Origin of the sequence: Mesorhizobium sp. YR577 (genome assembly GCF_900116595.1) — a bacterium.
Taxonomy (GTDB): domain Bacteria; phylum Pseudomonadota; class Alphaproteobacteria; order Rhizobiales; family Rhizobiaceae; genus Mesorhizobium_M.
The window spans coordinates 105603-122444 of the sequence record NZ_FPBI01000015.1 but is presented as its reverse complement, the minus strand read 5'-3'; the positions used below and the strand labels follow the sequence as shown (position 1 = coordinate 122444).

Sequence of the window (16842 nt, the reverse complement as noted above, 5' to 3'; positions counted from 1 at the left end):
GCTTGGAGGGGAAACAATGGCTGATCTGTCATCGTGGCAGCTACCGCTGTCCTATCTCATTGCAGCACTTGTCTTCGGCTATCTGCTCGGCTCGATCCCCTTCGGCCTTTTGATCACGCGCGCTGCCGGACTTGGCGACGTTCGCAAGATCGGCTCCGGCAATATCGGCGCGACCAATGTTCTGCGCACCGGCAACAAGAAACTCGCCGCCCTCACCCTCGTTCTCGATGCCCTCAAGGGCACGGCTGCGGTTCTCATCGCCGGCCTTTATGCGCCGGAAGCGGCATTGGTTGCCGGCTTAGGCGCTTTTCTCGGCCACCTCTTTCCGGTCTGGCTTGGTTTAAAGGGCGGCAAGGGCGTGGCGACCTATCTCGGCGTACTGATCGGCCTCGCCTGGAAGGCCGCGCTGGTCTTTGCTGTCGTCTGGCTGCTGATCGCCTTTGTCACGCGCTACTCGTCGCTGGCCGCACTCATTGCGGCGATCGCAGTGCCGATCGCGCTTTATTTCTTCGGCGCTCATGCCGTGGCGGCATTGTTCACGGTCATGAGCCTGATCGTCATCGTAAAACACCGGGCAAATATCTCCCGGCTGCTTGCCGGAACCGAATCACGCATCGGAGCCAAGGGATGAATGTCGCAGCCGGTCCCCGCCTCAGCGACCGGCAACGGCTCAACTGGCTACGGCTCATCCGCACGCCGAATGTCGGTCCGGCGACTTTTCGCGACCTGATCAATCGTTTTGGTTCGGCCGAGACAGCCATAGAAATGCTGCCGGAACTGATGATGTCGGGCGGTGCAAACCGCATCGCGCGCATCCCTTCCATCGCTCAGGCGGAAGCGGAAATGGACGTTGCGCGAAAGCACGGTGCGCGGTTCGTCGGCATCGGCGAAGCCGACTATCCACCTGTTCTGCGCCGCATGGACAACCCGCCGCCACTGCTCGCGGTCAAGGGCACAGGTGCGGTGTTCGGACTGACGCCGATCGCAATTGTTGGCGCGCGCAACGCTTCGCTGGCCGGAATCAAGATGGCGCGCATGCTGGCCGACGGGCTCGGCCGCGAGGGTTACTCGATCATCTCCGGCCTTGCCCGCGGCATCGACACGGCGGCGCATCAAGGCGGCCTCGCCACCGGTACGGTCGGCGTGCTCGCCGGCGGGCTGGATCGTCCCTACCCGCCTGAAAACATCGGGCTCTGCGAGGAGATCGCGCAAAATGGCGGCGCGGTGGTTTCCGAAATGCCGTTCGGCTGGGAGCCACGCGCGCAGGATTTTCCTCGCCGCAACCGGATCGTCGCCGGTATGGCGCTCGGACTGGTGGTGGTGGAAGCGGCCAAGCGCTCCGGCTCGCTGATCAGCGCGCGCCTCGCCGGCGAAATGGGCCGGCTGGTCTTCGCAGTGCCCGGTTCGCCGCTCGATCCTCGTGCGGCCGGCACCAACGGCCTTCTCAAGGACGGCGCGACCCTTGTGACGGAGGTCAACGACATCATCTCGGCGATTGCGCCTCTGATTGGCGCCCCATTGCCGCTGCCACCCGAATTCGACGAACCGCCGGATTTTTCCGCGACGCCGCCACCGCTGGACGACGACCGCGCCCGCGTCGTCGAAGCGCTGGGACCCGTGCCGGTCGGCGTGGACGAAATCATTCGCCATACCGGGCTGCACCCGGCCAAGGTTTTCATGATTCTTCTTGAGCTTGATCTGGCCGGCCGGCTGGAGCGTCACTCAGGTGGCTCGGTGTCTCTTGTCCTGCTGGACCCGTGACGGGCGTTCGCCGCGTATGATGTCGCTGGTTTCGACATAGGCCATTTCGATCAGGTAGGCGAGCATATCGCAGCGTTCCGACTCGGCCATGGTACGAAGCTGGCCGAGCATCGATTGCATGTAATCCAGCGTATCGGTGCGTCGTGTTGTAAAGACATGACCCATCGGCAATACTCCTGGTATCGCGCGAAGCGTACTTCGCGGAGCTGAATGTTTGCGACTTACAAAACTCTTGGAACGATGCAACCCCTGGTAACATCAAATATATTACAGCTATCTTAAATTGCAACCCATGCGATACATCTTGCAGGAGTTGTACAACTCGCAATAAGGCCGATTTTGCCACCCGCCCCTTGACCGGACGGCAAACGGCAGCCATGTGACGAGCCAATTGAAAATATCTGTCGTGCGCCGCAGCTTGATTTGGGCGCCACTCTGGAAATACGAGCCCTCATGGACGTTGTCGTCGTCGAATCGCCGGCTAAAGCGAAAACAATCAACAAATACCTCGGTCGGAACTACAAGGTTCTGGCTTCCTATGGCCATGTCCGCGATCTTCCGGCCAAGGACGGATCGGTAAAGCCCGACGAAGATTTCGCCATGTCCTGGGCGGTCGACGGTCCTTCGGCCAAGCGGTTGACCGAAATCGCCAATGCGGTGAAAGCCGCCGATGGCCTGATCCTGGCGACCGACCCTGATCGCGAGGGTGAAGCGATCTCCTGGCACGTTCTGGAGGTGCTGAAGCAGAAGCGCGCATTGAAGGACAAGCCTGTCAGCCGCGTCGTCTTCAACGCCATCACCAAGCAGTCGGTGCTGGAGGCCATGGCCAATCCACGCCAGATCGACGCGCCGCTGGTCGATGCCTATCTGGCGCGCCGTGCACTCGACTATCTCGTCGGCTTCACCCTTTCGCCGGTTCTGTGGCGCAAACTGCCCGGGGCTCGCTCGGCAGGCCGCGTGCAGTCTGTGGCGCTTCGTCTGGTCAGCGACCGCGAAGCCGAGATCGAGCGCTTCATCCGCGAGGAATACTGGCAGATCGCCGCCATGCTCGGCACGCCGCGCAACGACAAGTTCGAGGCGCGGCTCACTGCGTTCGAAGGCAAGAAGCTGCAGAAGCTTGATATTTCCTCGCAGGCCCAGGCCGAAGATATCAAGGCGATGCTGGAAGGCGCGAGCTTCAAGGCATTGACGGTCGAGGCCAAGCCGACCAAGCGCAATCCCGGCCCGCCCTTCACGACATCGACGCTGCAGCAGGCGGCATCGTCGCGCCTCGGCTTTTCGGCGGTGCGCACCATGCAGGTTGCACAGCGTCTCTATGAAGGCATGGACATCGGCGGCGAGACGGCCGGCCTGATCACCTATATGCGAACCGACGGCGTGCAGATGGCGCCCGAAGCGGTGACGCAAGCACGTGAGGCCATCGTCAAGGAATTCGGCGACAAATACCTGCCGGAGAAGCCGCGCTTCTATTCCGTCAAGGCCAAGAACGCTCAGGAAGCCCACGAAGCGATCCGCCCGACCGACTTCATGCGCACGCCGAACTCCGTGCGCCAGTATCTCGATGCCGACCAGTTCAGGCTGTACGACATGATCTGGAAGCGCGCGATCGCCAGCCAGATGCAGCCGGCCGAGATCGAACGCACGACGGCCGAGATCGAGGCGACCAATGGCAGCCGCATCGCCGCCTTGCGCGCCGTCGGCTCGGTCATCCGCTTCGACGGCTTCATCGCCGCCTATACCGACCAGAAGGACGAGGATTCGGAGGACGAGGAAAACAAGCGTCTGCCGGAAATCCGCGCCGGTGAAGCGCTCGACCGTGATGCCATTCTCGCCACGCAGCATTCGACCGAACCGCCGCCGCGCTATTCGGAAGCCTCGCTGATCAAGAAGATGGAAGAGCTCGGCATCGGCCGTCCTTCCACCTACACGGCGATCCTGAAGACGCTCGAAGACCGCGAATACGTCACCATCGATAAGCGCCGGCTGATCCCGCAATCCAAGGGACGGCTGTTGTCGGCCTTCCTGGAAAGCTTCTTCGAAAAATATGTCGAGTATGATTTCACCGCGGCACTCGAGGAAAAGCTCGACGAGATTTCCGACGGCAAGCTCGCGTGGAAGGACGTGCTGCGCGACTTCTGGAAGGACTTTTCGGCCTCCGTCGACGACATCAAGGAACTGCGCGTCACCGACGTGCTCGACGCGCTGAACGAAGAACTTGCGCCGCTGGTGTTCCCGGCGCGCGAGGACGGTTCCAATCCGCGCATCTGCCCGAAATGCGGCACCGGCAACCTGTCGCTGAAGCTCGGCAAATATGGCGCCTTCGTCGGCTGCTCGAACTATCCCGAATGCGGTTTCACGCGCCAGCTTGGCGACGCCGTCAATGGCGATGGCGAATCTGCCGGCGGTGAAGACGGCAACAGGGTGCTGGGCACAGACCCTTACACATCCGAAGAGATCACGCTGCGCAGCGGCCGCTTCGGCCCGTATATCCAGCGTGGCGAAGGCAAGGAAGCCAAACGTTCCAGCCTACCGAAGGGCTGGACGCCGGCAAGCATCGACCACGAAAAGGCGCTGGCGCTGCTGGCTCTGCCGCGCGATGTCGGAAAACATCCCGAAAGCGGCAAGATGATCTCGGCGGGGCTTGGGCGCTACGGTCCCTTCGTGCTTCATGACGGCACTTATGCCAATCTGGAAAGCATCGAGGACGTGTTCTCGATCGGCCTCAACCGCGCCGTTTCGGTGATTGCCGAAAAGCAGTCGAAGGGTAAGGGCGGCCGCAATGGCGGCACACCTGCCGCGCTCAAGGAGCTCGGCGAGCATCCGGACGGCGGCGCAATCACCGTGCGCGACGGTAAATACGGGCCTTACGTCAATTTCGGCAAGATCAACGCGACGCTGCCTAAGGGCAAGGATCCGATGACCGTGACGGTCGAGGACGCCCTGGCATTGATTGCCGAGAAGGAAGCCAAGGGCGGCGGCAAGAAGCCGGTACGGGCCAAGGCCGCAGCGACCAAGAAGGCGCCCGCAAAAAAAGCACCAGCTAAGAAGCCGGCAGCGAAAACAAAGGACTAGCACGCTTTGGCAAGGAAAATCTCCGGACGCAAAGGCGCGATCGGCAAGGACGGGTCCCCTGGCCCGTCTGCATCCGGAGACAAATCCAAGGATTTTCGTCCGACGCGCGACGACATCCTGCGCTACATCGCCAACAATCCTGACAAGAGCGGCAAGCGCGAGATCGCCAAGGCGTTTTCGCTCAAGGGCGAAGACCGCATCTGGCTGAAGGACATGCTGCGCGATCTCCAGGACGAGGGTGCGCTGGAGAAGGACCGCAAGCGGCTGGTTCGCCCCGGCGCCCTGCCCCATGTCGCCGTGCTCGACATTTTCGCGCGCGATGCCGATGGCGGCCTGCTCGGACGCCCGACCGATCAACCGGAAGACGCGCTGCCGACGGTGGTGTCCATCAAGATGTCGCGCGGCAGCGGCCCGACTGCAGGCATCGGCGACCGCGTGCTGGCAAAGACCTTCTCGACCCATGCCGAAACCGGCCCGGCCTACACCGCACGGGTGATGAAGATTTTCGAGAAGCGCAAGGACGCCGTGCTCGGCGTCTTCCGCGTGCTTCAGGACGGAACGTTCCGCATCGAACCGGTCGAGCGCCGGCAGCCGGAATTGACCGTCGAGAAGGAATACCAGAACGGCGCCCAGAATGGCGATCTGGTTGAGGTCGAGCCGCAGCGCGCCACGCGCTACGGGCTGCTGCGTGCCAAGGTTCTGAATGTCGTCGGTTCGCTGACCAGCGAAAAGGCGGTCTCGATGATCGCCATCCACGCGCACGAGATCCCGCATATCTTCCCGTCCGAAGTACTGGCCGAAGCCGAAGCCGTGAAACCGGCGACGCTTTCAGGCCGCGATGACTGGCGCGAAGTGCCGCTGATCACCATCGATCCGGCTGATGCCAAGGATCATGACGACGCGGTTTTCGCCGAACCCGACACGGACGAAAGCAACCCCGGCGGTGTCATTGCCATTGTCGCCATCGCCGATGTCGCCGCCTATATCCGCTCCGGCACGGCACTCGATCGCGAAGCCCTGAAGCGCGGCAATTCGGTCTATTTCCCCGACCGCGTCGTGCCGATGCTGCCGGAACGCATCTCCAACGACCTCTGCTCGCTGAAGGAGAAGGTCGATCGGCCTGCACTTGCCGTGCGCATGGTCTTTTCCGCCGAAGGACGCAAGATCCGCCACTCCTTCCACCGCATCATGATGCGGTCAGCCGCCCGCCTCGCCTACAGCCAGGCACAGGCAGCAATTGACGGCGTGACGGACGACACGACCGGTCCGATACTCGAGCCGATCCTGAAGCCGCTGTGGGCCGCCTATGGCGTCTTGAAGCGGGGCCGCGATTCGCGCCAGCCGCTGGAACTGGACCTGCCCGAGCGTAAGATTCTGCTGAAGCCCGACGGTACGGTCGACCGGGTCATCGTGCCGGACCGGCTCGACGCCCACAAGCTGATCGAAGAATTCATGATCCAGGCCAATGTCGCGGCCGCCGAGACATTGGAAGCCAAGAAGCAGAGCCTGGTCTATCGCACCCATGATGCGCCCTCATTGGTAAAGCAGGAATCGCTGCGCGAATTCCTGGCCACGCTGGGCCTGTCGCTGGCGCGCGGCGCACAGATGAAACCGGCGCAGTTCAACCAGATACTCGACCAGGTGAGAGGCGCCGAGAACGAGGCGCTGGTCAACGAGGTCGTGTTGCGTTCCCAGAGCCAGGCGCTGTACTCACCTGAAAACCTTGGCCATTTCGGCCTCAATCTGCGGCGCTATGCGCATTTCACCTCGCCGATCCGCCGCTACGCCGACCTTATCGTCCACCGTGCCTTGATTGGCGCGCTGGGGCTCGGCGCCGACGGTATTTCGCGCGGCGAAGAAGAGCGGCTTGAGGATATTTCGGCGCTGATCTCGGCGACCGAGCGCCGCGCCATGGCCGCCGAACGCGACACTGTCGACCGGCTGATTGCCGGCTATCTTTCCGGCCAGATCAACGAAACGTTCGACGCCCGTATCTCCGGCGTCACCAAGGCGGGGCTATTTGTCCAATTGCCGCAGTTCGGCGCAGATGGTTTCATACCGGTGTCATCTTTGGATGGCGACTACTATATCTACGACGAGGCTGCCCGAGCGCTTTTTGGAGATCGCACCGGAAAAGGCTATCAGCTGGCAGACCGGGTTGAAGTTCGCCTCATCGAGGTAGCACCCTTGGCAGGCGCCATGCGCTTCGAAATGCTGACCGACCCGAAACCTTTGCCGGGGTCAAAAAGGTCCTTCCACAAGGCCAAGGCGCAAAGACCGCGGGGCCGCGCATCACAACAGTCGCGCGGACCGGCCCGCAACAGGAGACGTTGATGGAACAGCAGGTTTTCGGTGGGGCGCACCAGGTGGATCGTCCGGCGCGACCGCTCTGGACGGCGATCAAGCGTGGTCTTCTGTGCCGCTGCCCGCATTGCGGGGAAGGCAAGCTGTTCGAATCATTCCTCAAGCCGGTGGACAGATGCGCGCATTGCGGGGAGGAAATGTTTCATCACCGTGCCGACGACCTGCCGGCCTATCTCGTCGTCGTCATTGTCGGCCACATCATCGTCGGCGCCTTCATGGGCGTGGAGGCCACGAGCACGCTTTCAACCTGGCAGCATCTGGCCATCTGGGTGCCTTTGACGATCATCATGGCGCTTGCCCTGCTGCGACCGGTCAAGGGCGCTGTCGTCGGACTGCAATGGGCGCTCTATATGCACGGGTTCGGCGAAGAAGAAGACTACATCGAATCTCACCCCGAGGCCTGAAATTCGACTTCTGGAGCAATGCTCAGTCCTTTGGAATAATTCCGTCTGGCTGCAGATTGTCCTAAAGGGGATTTCATGGACGGAATGACGAAAGCACAAGTGGACAAAGCCGAAGGTCGGGACTTCGCGCTCGGCGCGGGCCCGAAAAGGCCGCGCGACGCCGCGACCCTGATGCTGCTCGACCGAAAGGGCAACGATGTCTTCGTGCTCATGGGCCGGCGGCACGCCAGCCACGCCTTCATGCCGGGAAAATTCGTCTTTCCGGGCGGTCGCACAGACCCGGCCGACAGCCGCATACCCGTGACCGACAGCCTGCACCCCGACGAAGCGGCGAAACTCATTGGCACCGTTGCCAGTGGCAGCGCCACGCGGGCTCGCGCGATCGCGCTGTCAGCCATCCGCGAAACCTATGAAGAAGCAGGCTTGCTGATAGGCCACAAGGCGCCGTTCGCCACCGGCAAGGCTGACTGGCAGGGTTTCGTCGAACATGGCGTGCAGCCCTCCCTCAAGCCGCTGCGCTTCATCGCCCGCGCGATCACACCTCCCGGAAGAGTGCGCCGTTTCGACACGCGCTTCCTCTCCGCCTGGCGCAGCGACGTCGCTGTTGAGTTGCCGGACGGCGGACCGACCAATGAGCTGGAAGAACTCATGTGGCTGCCGCTGCCCGAGGCGCGGCAAGCCGATATTCCAGCCATCACCAAGACAATCCTCGAAGAACTTGAACAGCGATTGGCGCAGGATCCCTTGCTTCGCCCCGGCGGGGCCGTGCCCTTCTATCGCATGATCCGCAAACGCTTCGTCCGCGAAATTCTCTGACAAATTCTGGGCTCCCGCATAAAATGACTGCCAATTCCCAATCGCCGGAAGACGACGTGCCAATGCGCTGGCTGTCGATTTCGGCAGCCATTGCCTCGATCAGCGTTGTCGGCATCGCCATCGGCCTCGGAATGCCGCTTCTCAGCATCATATTGGAAACGCGCGGCCACTCGGCATCCATGATCGGGTTGAATACGGCAATTGCCGGCCTGGCTTCGATTGCGGCTGCGCCCATGGCGACGCCGCTTGCGGTGCGTTTCGGCGTCGTCTGGACGATGCTCGCCATGATCTTTCTCGGCGCGCTGGCCTTCGTTGGCTTCTATTTCGCGCCGGCGTTCTGGATGTGGTTTCCGCTGCGCGTGATCCTGCATCTCGCCCTCACCGTTCTGTTCATCCTCTCCGAATTCTGGATCAGCACATCGGCGCCACCGCACCGGCGCGGACTGGTTCTCGGCATCTATGCGACAGTGCTGTCGCTCGGGTTTGCCGCCGGTCCATGGCTTTTCGCCCAGATGGGCAGCTCAGGATTCCTGCCTTTCGGCACCGTGTTCGTGCTTGTCACCATCGCCGCAATCCCCGTGCTTGCGGCCTGGCGCGAAAGCCCGGCGATCGTTGTCGAAGGCGGCTCGGGCGGCTTCATTCGCTACATCTGGCTGGTGCCGACGGCGACCGCTGCCGTGCTGGTCTTCGGCGCGGTGGAGACCGGCGGCTTTGCGCTGTTTCCGGTCTATGGCAACCGAATCGGCTACTCGGAAGGCGATGCCGCCCTGCTCCTGACCATGATCGGTCTCGGCAACGTGCTGATGCAGATACCGCTGGGCATGATTTCCGACCGCATCGGCGATCGCCGCTATCTGCTGCTGATCTGTGCGGCGGTGGGGCTGGCGGGCATGATCCTGCTGCCCCATGTGCAGATGAACTGGCATCTGGTGGCGGGCCTGCTGTTTCTCTGGGGCGGAGTCGTCGCCGCACTGTACACGATCGGCCTCGCACATCTCGGCTCGCAGCTTTCCGGCCATGAACTGGCAAATGCAAACGCCGCTTTCGTGCTTTGCTACGGCCTCGGCATGGTGGCGGGGCCGCAGGCGATCGGTATCGGCATGGATATGTTCGGCACAAGAGGTTTCGGCTGGACGCTCGCCCTTTTCTTTGCAGCTTACATCGTTCTGGCGGGCACCCGGCTCATAGCCGGCAGCCGGCGGGCTTGACTTTCCGCGCACGTGCTTTATGTGTCGCGCCAAGTTTCCCGCGTCCGGGCTCTTTTGCCGTGGTCAGGCGGCCCGAACTCCAGAAAATTAACGGACGAAAATCATGGCAAAAGCCGCAAACATCAAGATCAAGCTCCTGTCGACCGCCGATACCGGCTTTTTCTACGTGACGAGCAAGAACAGCCGCACGAAGACGGAAAAGCTGTCCTTCCGCAAATACGATCCGGTCGCCAAGAAGCACGTTGAATTCAAGGAAACGAAGATCAAGTAATCTTCGATTCTCCTGCTGGAAACACGCCGCCTCCGGGCGGCGTTTTCATTTCTGGAAATGGAAAAGAAAAACGGGCCTCTCGGCCCGTTTTTTCATGCTTCATGTGAGAATTAGGGGGCCGGTCGGCGTTCTGACAGCGGTACGAGGAGGCCACTATGTGCCAGTGCCAACCGGCCGACCCCATGGACCCAGGAGATGCGGCGGACCTGAGCATCATGGGGCGTCGGCAGGACAATCCGGCATCTCCTCGCGCCGGTGTCCGTCTTTCGCTGGAACACTCGCGCAAGACCGCTTGAAAATCAACACTTTCTTAACCAACGCTACCGAATCGCTTGGATTAAGGTAAACACCCCTTCTCCTGATTCGCCGCACAACCCGATTTCGCAGCTATGCAGCTTTTGCGACTACCCGGTTGCGCCCCGCCGTCTTGGCCTCATAGAGCGCGACATCAGCCCGCTTCATCAAATCCTCGACCGTATCAGTGCCGCGCCTGAGCGAAGACACACCGACGCTGATGGTCACATTGAGCGACTGGCCATCCTTGCCGACAGCAAACGGCGTCTGGGCAATCTCGGAACGGATGCGCTCGGCGACCTTTTCGGCGATCGCCCCATCGGTGTCCGGCATGACGACCACGAACTCTTCGCCGCCATAGCGGCAAGCCAGATCGATGCCGCGCACATTCTTGCGCAACCGGCGTGCGAATTCGCGCAGCACATCGTCGCCGCCGTCGTGGCCATAGGTGTCGTTGACCGACTTGAACCGGTCCAGATCGGTGATCATCACCGAAATCGGACGACGACGCGCAACGGCGCGGTCGAACAGGGTCTGCAGATGGCTGTCGAGATAACGGCGGTTGTGCAGGCCGGTCAGCCCGTCCGTCACCGCCATTTCGATGGTCTGCGTGACGCTGGCGCGCAGATGGTCGTTATAGCGCTTGCGCTTGACCTGCGTGCGCAGCCGCGCAGTCAGTTCCTGCTGGTCTATCGGGCGGATGAGATAGTCGTTCACGCCGAGTTCCAGCCCACGGATGATGCGCTCTTCCTCACCCTCGTCCGCCAGCAGGATGATCGGCACAAAGCGCGTGCGGTCGAGCGAACGCAGTTGGGAGCAAAGCCGTAGCGGATCGAACTCGGCAAAGCCGGTCGAGACGATGATGCACTCGTAGGGCAGTTCGGCCGCCTGGAAAAACCCGGTATGCGGATCGGCTACAACGTCGAGATCGGCCGCCTGGCGCAGCATTTTCTGGATGCGCTCAAAGGAGGACGGACGCTCATCGACCAGAAGCACTTTCGGCGTGACGTCTTCGGACGGCGGACGGTGGCTCAGGAGTTCTTCGATGCCGATGTTGCGCGTGGTCGAGGCACGAAGGCGCAATTCGTCGGTGAGCATCTTCAGGCGCACAAGGCTTTTTACCCGCGTCATCAACTGAAGATCATTCACCGGCTTGGTCAGGAAATCGTCGGCTCCCACCTCCAGCCCGCGAATACGGTCGGAAACCTGGTCCAGTGCGGTGACCATCACCACAGGAATATGCGAGGTTGCAGGATCGCCCTTCAATCGCCGACAGACCTCGAAGCCGTCCATATACGGCATCATCACGTCGAGCAGGACGACATCGACCTTGTCGTTCTGGCAGGTTTCAATGGCGTCCGCACCGTTGGTGGCCGTCAGCACATCGAAATATTCAGCGAGCAGCCGAACCTCGAGCAGCTTCACATTGGCAGGAATGTCGTCGACGACGAGAATACGCGCGGTCATGATGCTTCCTGCCGATGCGAGGGCGACGGAGCAGGCATCATGCGTCACCCAGATATGATTTGATTGTTTCGATGAAGCGCGGAACCGAGATCGGCTTCGAAATGTAGGCTTCGCAACCGCCCTGGCGAATGCGTTCCTCATCGCCCTTCATGGCAAATGCAGTGACGGCAATGACAGGTATGACGTGAAGTTCGTCGTCTTCCTTCAACCACTTGGTCACCTCGAGGCCGGAGACCTCCGGCAGCTGGATGTCCATCAGGATCAGATCAGGCTTATGGGTACGGGCAAGATCAAGCGCTTCCAGGCCGTTGCGCGTGCGCACGGTCTCATAGCCGCTTGCTTCGATCAGGTCGCGGAAGAGCTTCATATTGAGCTCATTGTCCTCGACGATCATAACCTTCTTAGCCATAGATTTCCCGTCCCGACTGCCGATCGCGCCAGCCTATACTTCTTGACGCGCCTTGCCGATGGCACCAAACCCGCGACAACATTAGCGCAAGATCATTGACGAAACGGAAACCGATCCGTCGCGGCGAATTCAAACATCAATCCTATACCATTTTTGATGCGACCGCCCGAAGACTTGCCCGAGCCGATCGTAGCGGTTACTTCCGACAAACGTTTTCGCATCGGTGGCATGAAAGTGACGATGGTCGATAAATTTTCAACGAGCAAGGACGCCGAGGCGATCGCCATCGAGGCACTCGTCTTCGTCGCATCGGACCCTGAACTCCTGCCGCGCTTCCTTGCCTTGACCGGCATCGAAGCATCGGCGATTCGCGAGGCGGCGCGCGAACCGGGTTTCCTGGCGGGCGTGCTGCAATTCATCCTCGCCCACGAACCGACGCTGATGCAGTTTTCGGAAAGCTCCGGCATTGCGCCGGCCAATATCGCAGCGGCATTGCGGCGCCTGCCACTCGGCGACGACAACCACCAGTCTTCGATATGAGCGACGATCCCGAAACCGCACGCCAGATCGCCGAGCTGGCCAGAGACGAGCGCCCGCTTCTTGTACTCGACGTCGATGAGGTGGTTCTGGAATTCGTTCAGCCCTTCATCGGCTTTCTCAGGTCGCACGGCCTGGACCTGAAAACCGATTCGTTTAGGCTTCACGGCAATGTCTTCGACCGCGATACGAATGAGGCTCTCGCCAACGAACGCGTTTCGACGCTGATCGAAGATTTCTTCTTCGTTCAGGCCGATTGGCAGGTCGCGCCGGCGGGCGCAGTCGAGGCTGTCGCGGCGATAGCCGAGAAAGCGGAAATCGTCATGCTGACGGCGATGCCGCATCAGCACCGGGCGACCCGACGCATGCTTCTGGACCGGCTTGGCTTCCCCTACCCGCTGGTGACCACCGAAACGGCGAAAGGTCCGGCGATTAGGCAGCTGCGCGGTGAACATCCTCGCCCGGTCGCCTTCGTCGACGACATCGCCCGCAATCTCGTTTCGGTGCAAGAGACGGTCGCCGACGCCCACCTCTTTCACCTCATGGCGCACAAGGGCCTGCGTGCGCTCATGCCGCCGTTGCCGGAAGGCATCACCTTCGTAGACGACTGGCACGATGCTGCGCCAAAAATCACTGTTGCTTTGGGTATTTAGGCTCAGAACCTACACCACAAAACGCATCAGCGGCCGGCCTGGCTTGCGCTCTATCATCTGCGAAAAGCCAGCTTTCTCGAAAACCCGGGTAGAACCGACGAAAAGGCCGAGCGAGCGCGAATCCTTCGATTGGTTCATCGGACAGGCCTCGACAAACCGCGCACCGTTCTTGCGTGCAAATTCGACCCCGGCACCGACAAGTCTATGAGTCAGCCCTTTGCCCCGCGCCTTATTGCGGATGAAAAAGCAGGAGATCGCCCAGACGGACGGATCGGCGGCTTCCTCAGGCTCGAGCGGAGCGGAGCCCCTGCCCGCATTGTTCCATTCGGGCACATCCGCCCTCGGTCCGATCTGCATCCAACCCGTCGCGATATCGTCCTCGAACGCCAGCAGGCCGGGCGGCGGACCTGATTCGATGCGCGCCTTGATGAATTCCTTGTTGTGCACCCGGTCGTTTTCCCGGCGCTGCGCAGGCGGCAGCCGAAAATGCGTGCACCAGCAGCCGTAGCAGGCGCCTTGCTTGCCAAAGAGATCTTCGAAAGCCGGCCATAGATCGACTGTCAGCGGCTCGATTGTCAGTTTCATCATACATCCTTGCGACCGCAGCCTTGCGAGCTGCAGCCTGCTGCCATAAGATTGCGATGTTCCTCTTATGTTCGCAGTCATGGGCACCTCTGTCAACGATCCAAGCCACGGTTTCTGTCGAGATTGTCTCGCCGTGCAGCGCGGGCCGGCAATGCGTTGCACCAAGTGCGGAAGCCCTCGCCTGATGCGGCATCCGGAGCTTTATGCGCTGCATATCGCCCATATCGATTGTGACGCCTTCTATGCCGCGGTGGAGAAGCGCGACAATCCGGATCTGAAGGACAAGCCGGTGATCATCGGCGGCGGCAAGCGCGGCGTCGTCTCGACCGCCTGCTACATCGCGCGCATCAATGGCGTACGTTCGGCGATGCCGATGTTCAAGGCGCTGGAAGCCTGCCCGCAAGCTGTCGTCATCTCGCCCAACATGGAAAAATATGTCCGCGTCGGCCGCGAGGTCCGCGCCATGATGCAGGCGCTGACGCCGCTGGTCGAACCTATCTCCATCGACGAAGCGTTTCTCGATCTTGCCGGCACCGAGCGCCTTCATGGCCTCCCGCCCGCATTGGTGCTGGCGCGGTTCGCGCAGAGCGTCGAAAAGGAAATCGGCATCACCGTTTCGGCCGGTCTTTCCTATTGCAAATTCCTGGCGAAAGTCGCCTCGGACTTCCGCAAGCCGCGCGGCTTTTCGATCATCGGCGAAGCGGAAGCCGTCACGTTTCTCGCCGAGCAGCCGGTAACGCTGATCTGGGGCGTGGGGAAAGCCTTCGCCGCGACGCTGGAAAGCGACGGCATCCGCACCATCGGCCAGATCCAGCGGATGGAGCGCGGGGACCTGATGCGGCGCTACGGCACGATGGGCGACCGGCTCTACCGGCTGTCGCGCGGACAGGATACGCGCCGCGTCGAGCCCGACCATGACGCGAAAAGCGTGTCGGCGGAAACCACCTTCGACACCGACCTCGCCTCCTCCGCCGATCTGGTGCCGATCTTGCGGGCATTGTCTGAAAAGGTTTCCACACGGCTGAAGAAATCCGGCATCGCGGGGCGCACGGTGGTGCTGAAACTGAAGACGCAGGATTTCAAGATCCGCACGCGCAACCGCCAGCTCGGCGACCCGACGCGGCTGGCAGATCGCATCTTCCAGACCGGCATGCAGCTTCTGGCGAAGGAAACCGACGGCACGAAATACAGGCTGCTCGGCATAGGCGTCAGCGACCTGACCGGCGTCGAGAAGGCCGATCCCCCCGACCTCATCGACGTGCAGTCTCGCAAGCGCGCGCTCGCCGAGGGCGCCATGGACGCCTTGCGCGACAAGTTCGGGAAGACGGCAGTCGAAACCGGCTACACCTTCGGCAAGGGACGCAGGGCGCATCCGCGCGAGGATGTGGAAGACTGAACCGCAGCACCATTAGCGTTGCGCGATAAAAATCCTCTCCTCCTGTCGGATATCACCTTCCTTGTTCGTCCTTCGGATGCATCCCCAGGGACAACGGAGGATTTGTCATGAGCATCAACACCGACAGGAAAGAAATCCGCGCCGTCATGGACGCCATCCGTCAGGCGCATCACGACAAGAATGCGGCCCGCGTTATCGCCCAATACGAGCCTGAAGCGCTGATTTTCGATCTAGCGCCGCCGCTCGATCATCGGCCCAATGTCGATGGTCTTTCAGCCTGGTTCGATACCTGGCAAGGGCCGGTCGAGATCGAAGCGCATGATTTCGAGATTACGATCGACGGCGACATCGCCTTCGGCCACGGCTTCTACCGCACCAGCGCCACGACCAGGCAAGGCGGCGAAAGGGCTGTCTTCTGGTCACGCGCGACGGTCTGCCTCAAGCGTACCAACGGCGTCTGGAAGATCGCGCATGAGCATACGTCCGTGCCATTCTACATGGACGGGAGTTTTCGCGCAGCAATCGACCTTGAGCCGAAATCCAAGGAGGATGCGGCATGACCACAAGCAAACCCGGTAAGATCGGGATCGAGAACGTGAACCATCCCGGCAAGGTCGAGTTTGTCGACGCAGCGATGTATGAGGCCATGAAGCACGCTTTGCTAAAGACGCTGCCAGGCACCACACCGGGGCTGACCGTGGCGGAGGTTCAGAAGCGCGTCGTAGATCATCTGCCGCAGGCGTTATTTCCCGGCGGAGCTAAGTCAGGCTGGTGGATGAAGGCCGTTCAACTCGATCTGGAAGCCAAGCGCATCATCGCGCGGGAAAAGGTCACGCCACTTCGGCTGCACAAGGCTTGATGCTGTTACCGGCACTGATTGAACCCAAGTTGACTAGGTGCTATATATGACCAACTAACTGGTCATGAGAATATCTATGAGCACCGTCAATCTCGCCGACGCAAAGGCGCATCTCAGCGAACTGATCGGTCGCGTCGCTGAAGGCGACACAGTCCGCATTACGCGGCGCGGCAAGCCGATTGCGCAACTGAGTTCCGTCAAGAAAACGCTGCAATCGATTGATTTGGCCGCACTGAAAAGCATCACGGACCAAATGCCTGCGCAGCGGCAGTCCGCCGGCGAGTTCATGCGCGACGTTCGCGATGGCGACCGGTATTGATGCTCTATATCGACACATCAGTGCTGGTCGCCGCACTGACCAAGGAAGCTAGAACCGATGAGATTCAAAGCTGGCTGAGCCAACAGGATCCGAACGAACTCGCAATCAGTGACTGGGTCATAACGGAATTCTCTGCAGCCCTGTCAATCAAGCTTCGTACGGATCAATTATCGGCTGAGCACCGCGCTTCAGCCCTCGCCGCGTTCGTCCAGCTTGTTTCCAATTCATTCAACACTCTCCCGATATCCGGGGCGCAGTTTCGCGCTGCTGCGCGTTTTGCTGATCAATATACGCTCGGACTGAGAGCCGGCAACGCCCTGCATCTCGCCGTGGCGGCTGACAACGGTGCAACCGTTGTTACGCTCGACAAGCGATTGGCCGAAGCCGGCCTCCCGCTCGGCCTGAAAACGCAGCTTCTTTAAACAAA

The 16842-nt window shown here is 61.1% G+C and carries 19 protein-coding genes; 15 read left to right on the top strand and 4 right to left on the bottom strand.

The window, feature by feature from the left end; genetic code table 11:
* Positions 1-46: 46 nt before the first annotated feature.
* Entirely contained in the window at positions 47-631 is a 585-nt protein-coding gene (gene plsY / locus BM413_RS21570; protein WP_091916867.1) for a glycerol-3-phosphate 1-O-acyltransferase PlsY, read from the top strand.
* Positions 628-1761, top strand: coding sequence for a DNA-processing protein DprA (gene dprA / locus BM413_RS21565; protein ID WP_091916757.1), 1134 nt, complete (start codon positions 628-630; stop codon positions 1759-1761). Before plsY ends, dprA begins: the two co-directional genes overlap by 4 nt.
* Here dprA and BM413_RS21560 read toward each other — a convergent pair.
* A complete protein-coding gene (locus tag BM413_RS21560; RefSeq protein WP_091916756.1) occupies positions 1723-1926 on the bottom strand; it encodes a hypothetical protein in 204 nt (67 codons plus the stop codon). The genes dprA and BM413_RS21560 overlap by 39 nt on opposite strands.
* 288 nt (positions 1927-2214) lie before the next feature.
* Between BM413_RS21560 and topA the strand changes: the two genes are divergently transcribed.
* The 6 genes from topA (at position 2215) to rpmG (ending at position 9896) form a co-directional block, all read left to right on the top strand.
* Positions 2215-4833, top strand: a complete 2619-nt coding sequence (gene topA, locus BM413_RS21555) for a type I DNA topoisomerase (protein WP_091916755.1) — start codon at positions 2215-2217, stop codon at positions 4831-4833.
* Positions 4834-4872: 39 nt separating this feature from the next.
* Entirely contained in the window at positions 4873-7167 is a 2295-nt protein-coding gene (rnr, locus tag BM413_RS21550; protein WP_244537955.1) for a ribonuclease R, read from the top strand.
* A complete protein-coding gene (locus tag BM413_RS21545; protein ID WP_091916754.1) occupies positions 7167-7601 on the top strand; it encodes a DUF983 domain-containing protein in 435 nt (144 codons plus the stop codon). The genes rnr and BM413_RS21545 overlap by 1 nt, the downstream gene beginning before the upstream one ends.
* Positions 7602-7676: 75 nt before the next feature.
* Positions 7677-8417 (top strand): NUDIX hydrolase, encoded by a 741-nt coding sequence (locus BM413_RS21540; protein ID WP_091916753.1) that lies wholly within the window; start codon positions 7677-7679, stop codon positions 8415-8417.
* A 23-nt stretch (positions 8418-8440) separates the two neighbouring features.
* Positions 8441-9625, top strand: a complete 1185-nt coding sequence (locus BM413_RS21535) for an MFS transporter (protein WP_091916752.1) — start codon at positions 8441-8443, stop codon at positions 9623-9625.
* Between the two features lie 103 nt (positions 9626-9728).
* Positions 9729-9896: a 50S ribosomal protein L33 gene (gene rpmG, locus BM413_RS21530; RefSeq protein ID WP_019173400.1), complete on the top strand. Its 168-nt coding sequence runs from the start codon at positions 9729-9731 to the stop codon at positions 9894-9896.
* Positions 9897-10283: 387 nt separating this feature from the next.
* Here the strand turns inward: rpmG and BM413_RS21520 are convergent, their stop codons facing one another.
* The gene (locus BM413_RS21520; RefSeq protein ID WP_091916863.1) at positions 10284-11657 is read right to left on the bottom strand and encodes a PleD family two-component system response regulator; all 1374 of its coding nucleotides are present in this window, start codon (positions 11655-11657) and stop codon (positions 10284-10286) included.
* A 37-nt stretch (positions 11658-11694) separates the two neighbouring features.
* On the bottom strand, positions 11695-12051 hold the full coding sequence (locus BM413_RS21515; protein WP_084496673.1) for a response regulator: 357 nt from the start codon (positions 12049-12051) through the stop codon (positions 11695-11697).
* A 255-nt stretch (positions 12052-12306) separates the two neighbouring features.
* Here BM413_RS21515 and BM413_RS21510 point away from each other — a divergent pair, with 255 nt between their 5' ends.
* Both BM413_RS21510 and BM413_RS21505 read left to right on the top strand, forming a co-directional pair.
* Positions 12307-12606, top strand: a complete 300-nt coding sequence (locus BM413_RS21510) for a DUF3572 domain-containing protein (RefSeq protein WP_091916861.1) — start codon at positions 12307-12309, stop codon at positions 12604-12606.
* Complete coding sequence (locus tag BM413_RS21505; RefSeq protein WP_091916750.1) at positions 12603-13256, top strand: hypothetical protein; 654 nt, start codon at positions 12603-12605, stop codon at positions 13254-13256. Before BM413_RS21510 ends, BM413_RS21505 begins: the two co-directional genes overlap by 4 nt.
* 9 nt (positions 13257-13265) lie before the next feature.
* On the opposite strand, the gene BM413_RS21500 is transcribed toward BM413_RS21505, so the two are convergent.
* On the bottom strand, positions 13266-13841 hold the full coding sequence (locus BM413_RS21500) for a GNAT family N-acetyltransferase (protein WP_091916859.1): 576 nt from the start codon (positions 13839-13841) through the stop codon (positions 13266-13268).
* Between the two features lie 67 nt (positions 13842-13908).
* Between BM413_RS21500 and BM413_RS21495 the strand changes: the two genes are divergently transcribed.
* From BM413_RS21495 to BM413_RS21475, 5 genes are all read left to right on the top strand, one after another.
* A complete protein-coding gene (locus BM413_RS21495; protein ID WP_091916749.1) occupies positions 13909-15237 on the top strand; it encodes a DNA polymerase IV in 1329 nt (442 codons plus the stop codon).
* A gap of 107 nt (positions 15238-15344) precedes the next feature.
* Positions 15345-15797, top strand: coding sequence for a YybH family protein (locus BM413_RS21490; RefSeq protein ID WP_091916747.1), 453 nt, complete (start codon positions 15345-15347; stop codon positions 15795-15797).
* Positions 15794-16096: a DUF6958 family protein gene (locus BM413_RS21485; protein WP_091916745.1), complete on the top strand. Its 303-nt coding sequence runs from the start codon at positions 15794-15796 to the stop codon at positions 16094-16096. Before BM413_RS21490 ends, BM413_RS21485 begins: the two co-directional genes overlap by 4 nt.
* A 76-nt stretch (positions 16097-16172) precedes the next feature.
* Entirely contained in the window at positions 16173-16415 is a 243-nt protein-coding gene (locus BM413_RS21480) for a type II toxin-antitoxin system Phd/YefM family antitoxin (protein WP_091916743.1), read from the top strand.
* Complete coding sequence (locus BM413_RS21475; protein ID WP_091916741.1) at positions 16415-16837, top strand: type II toxin-antitoxin system VapC family toxin; 423 nt, start codon at positions 16415-16417, stop codon at positions 16835-16837. The genes BM413_RS21480 and BM413_RS21475 overlap by 1 nt, the downstream gene beginning before the upstream one ends.
* Positions 16838-16842: the final 5 nt, after the last annotated feature.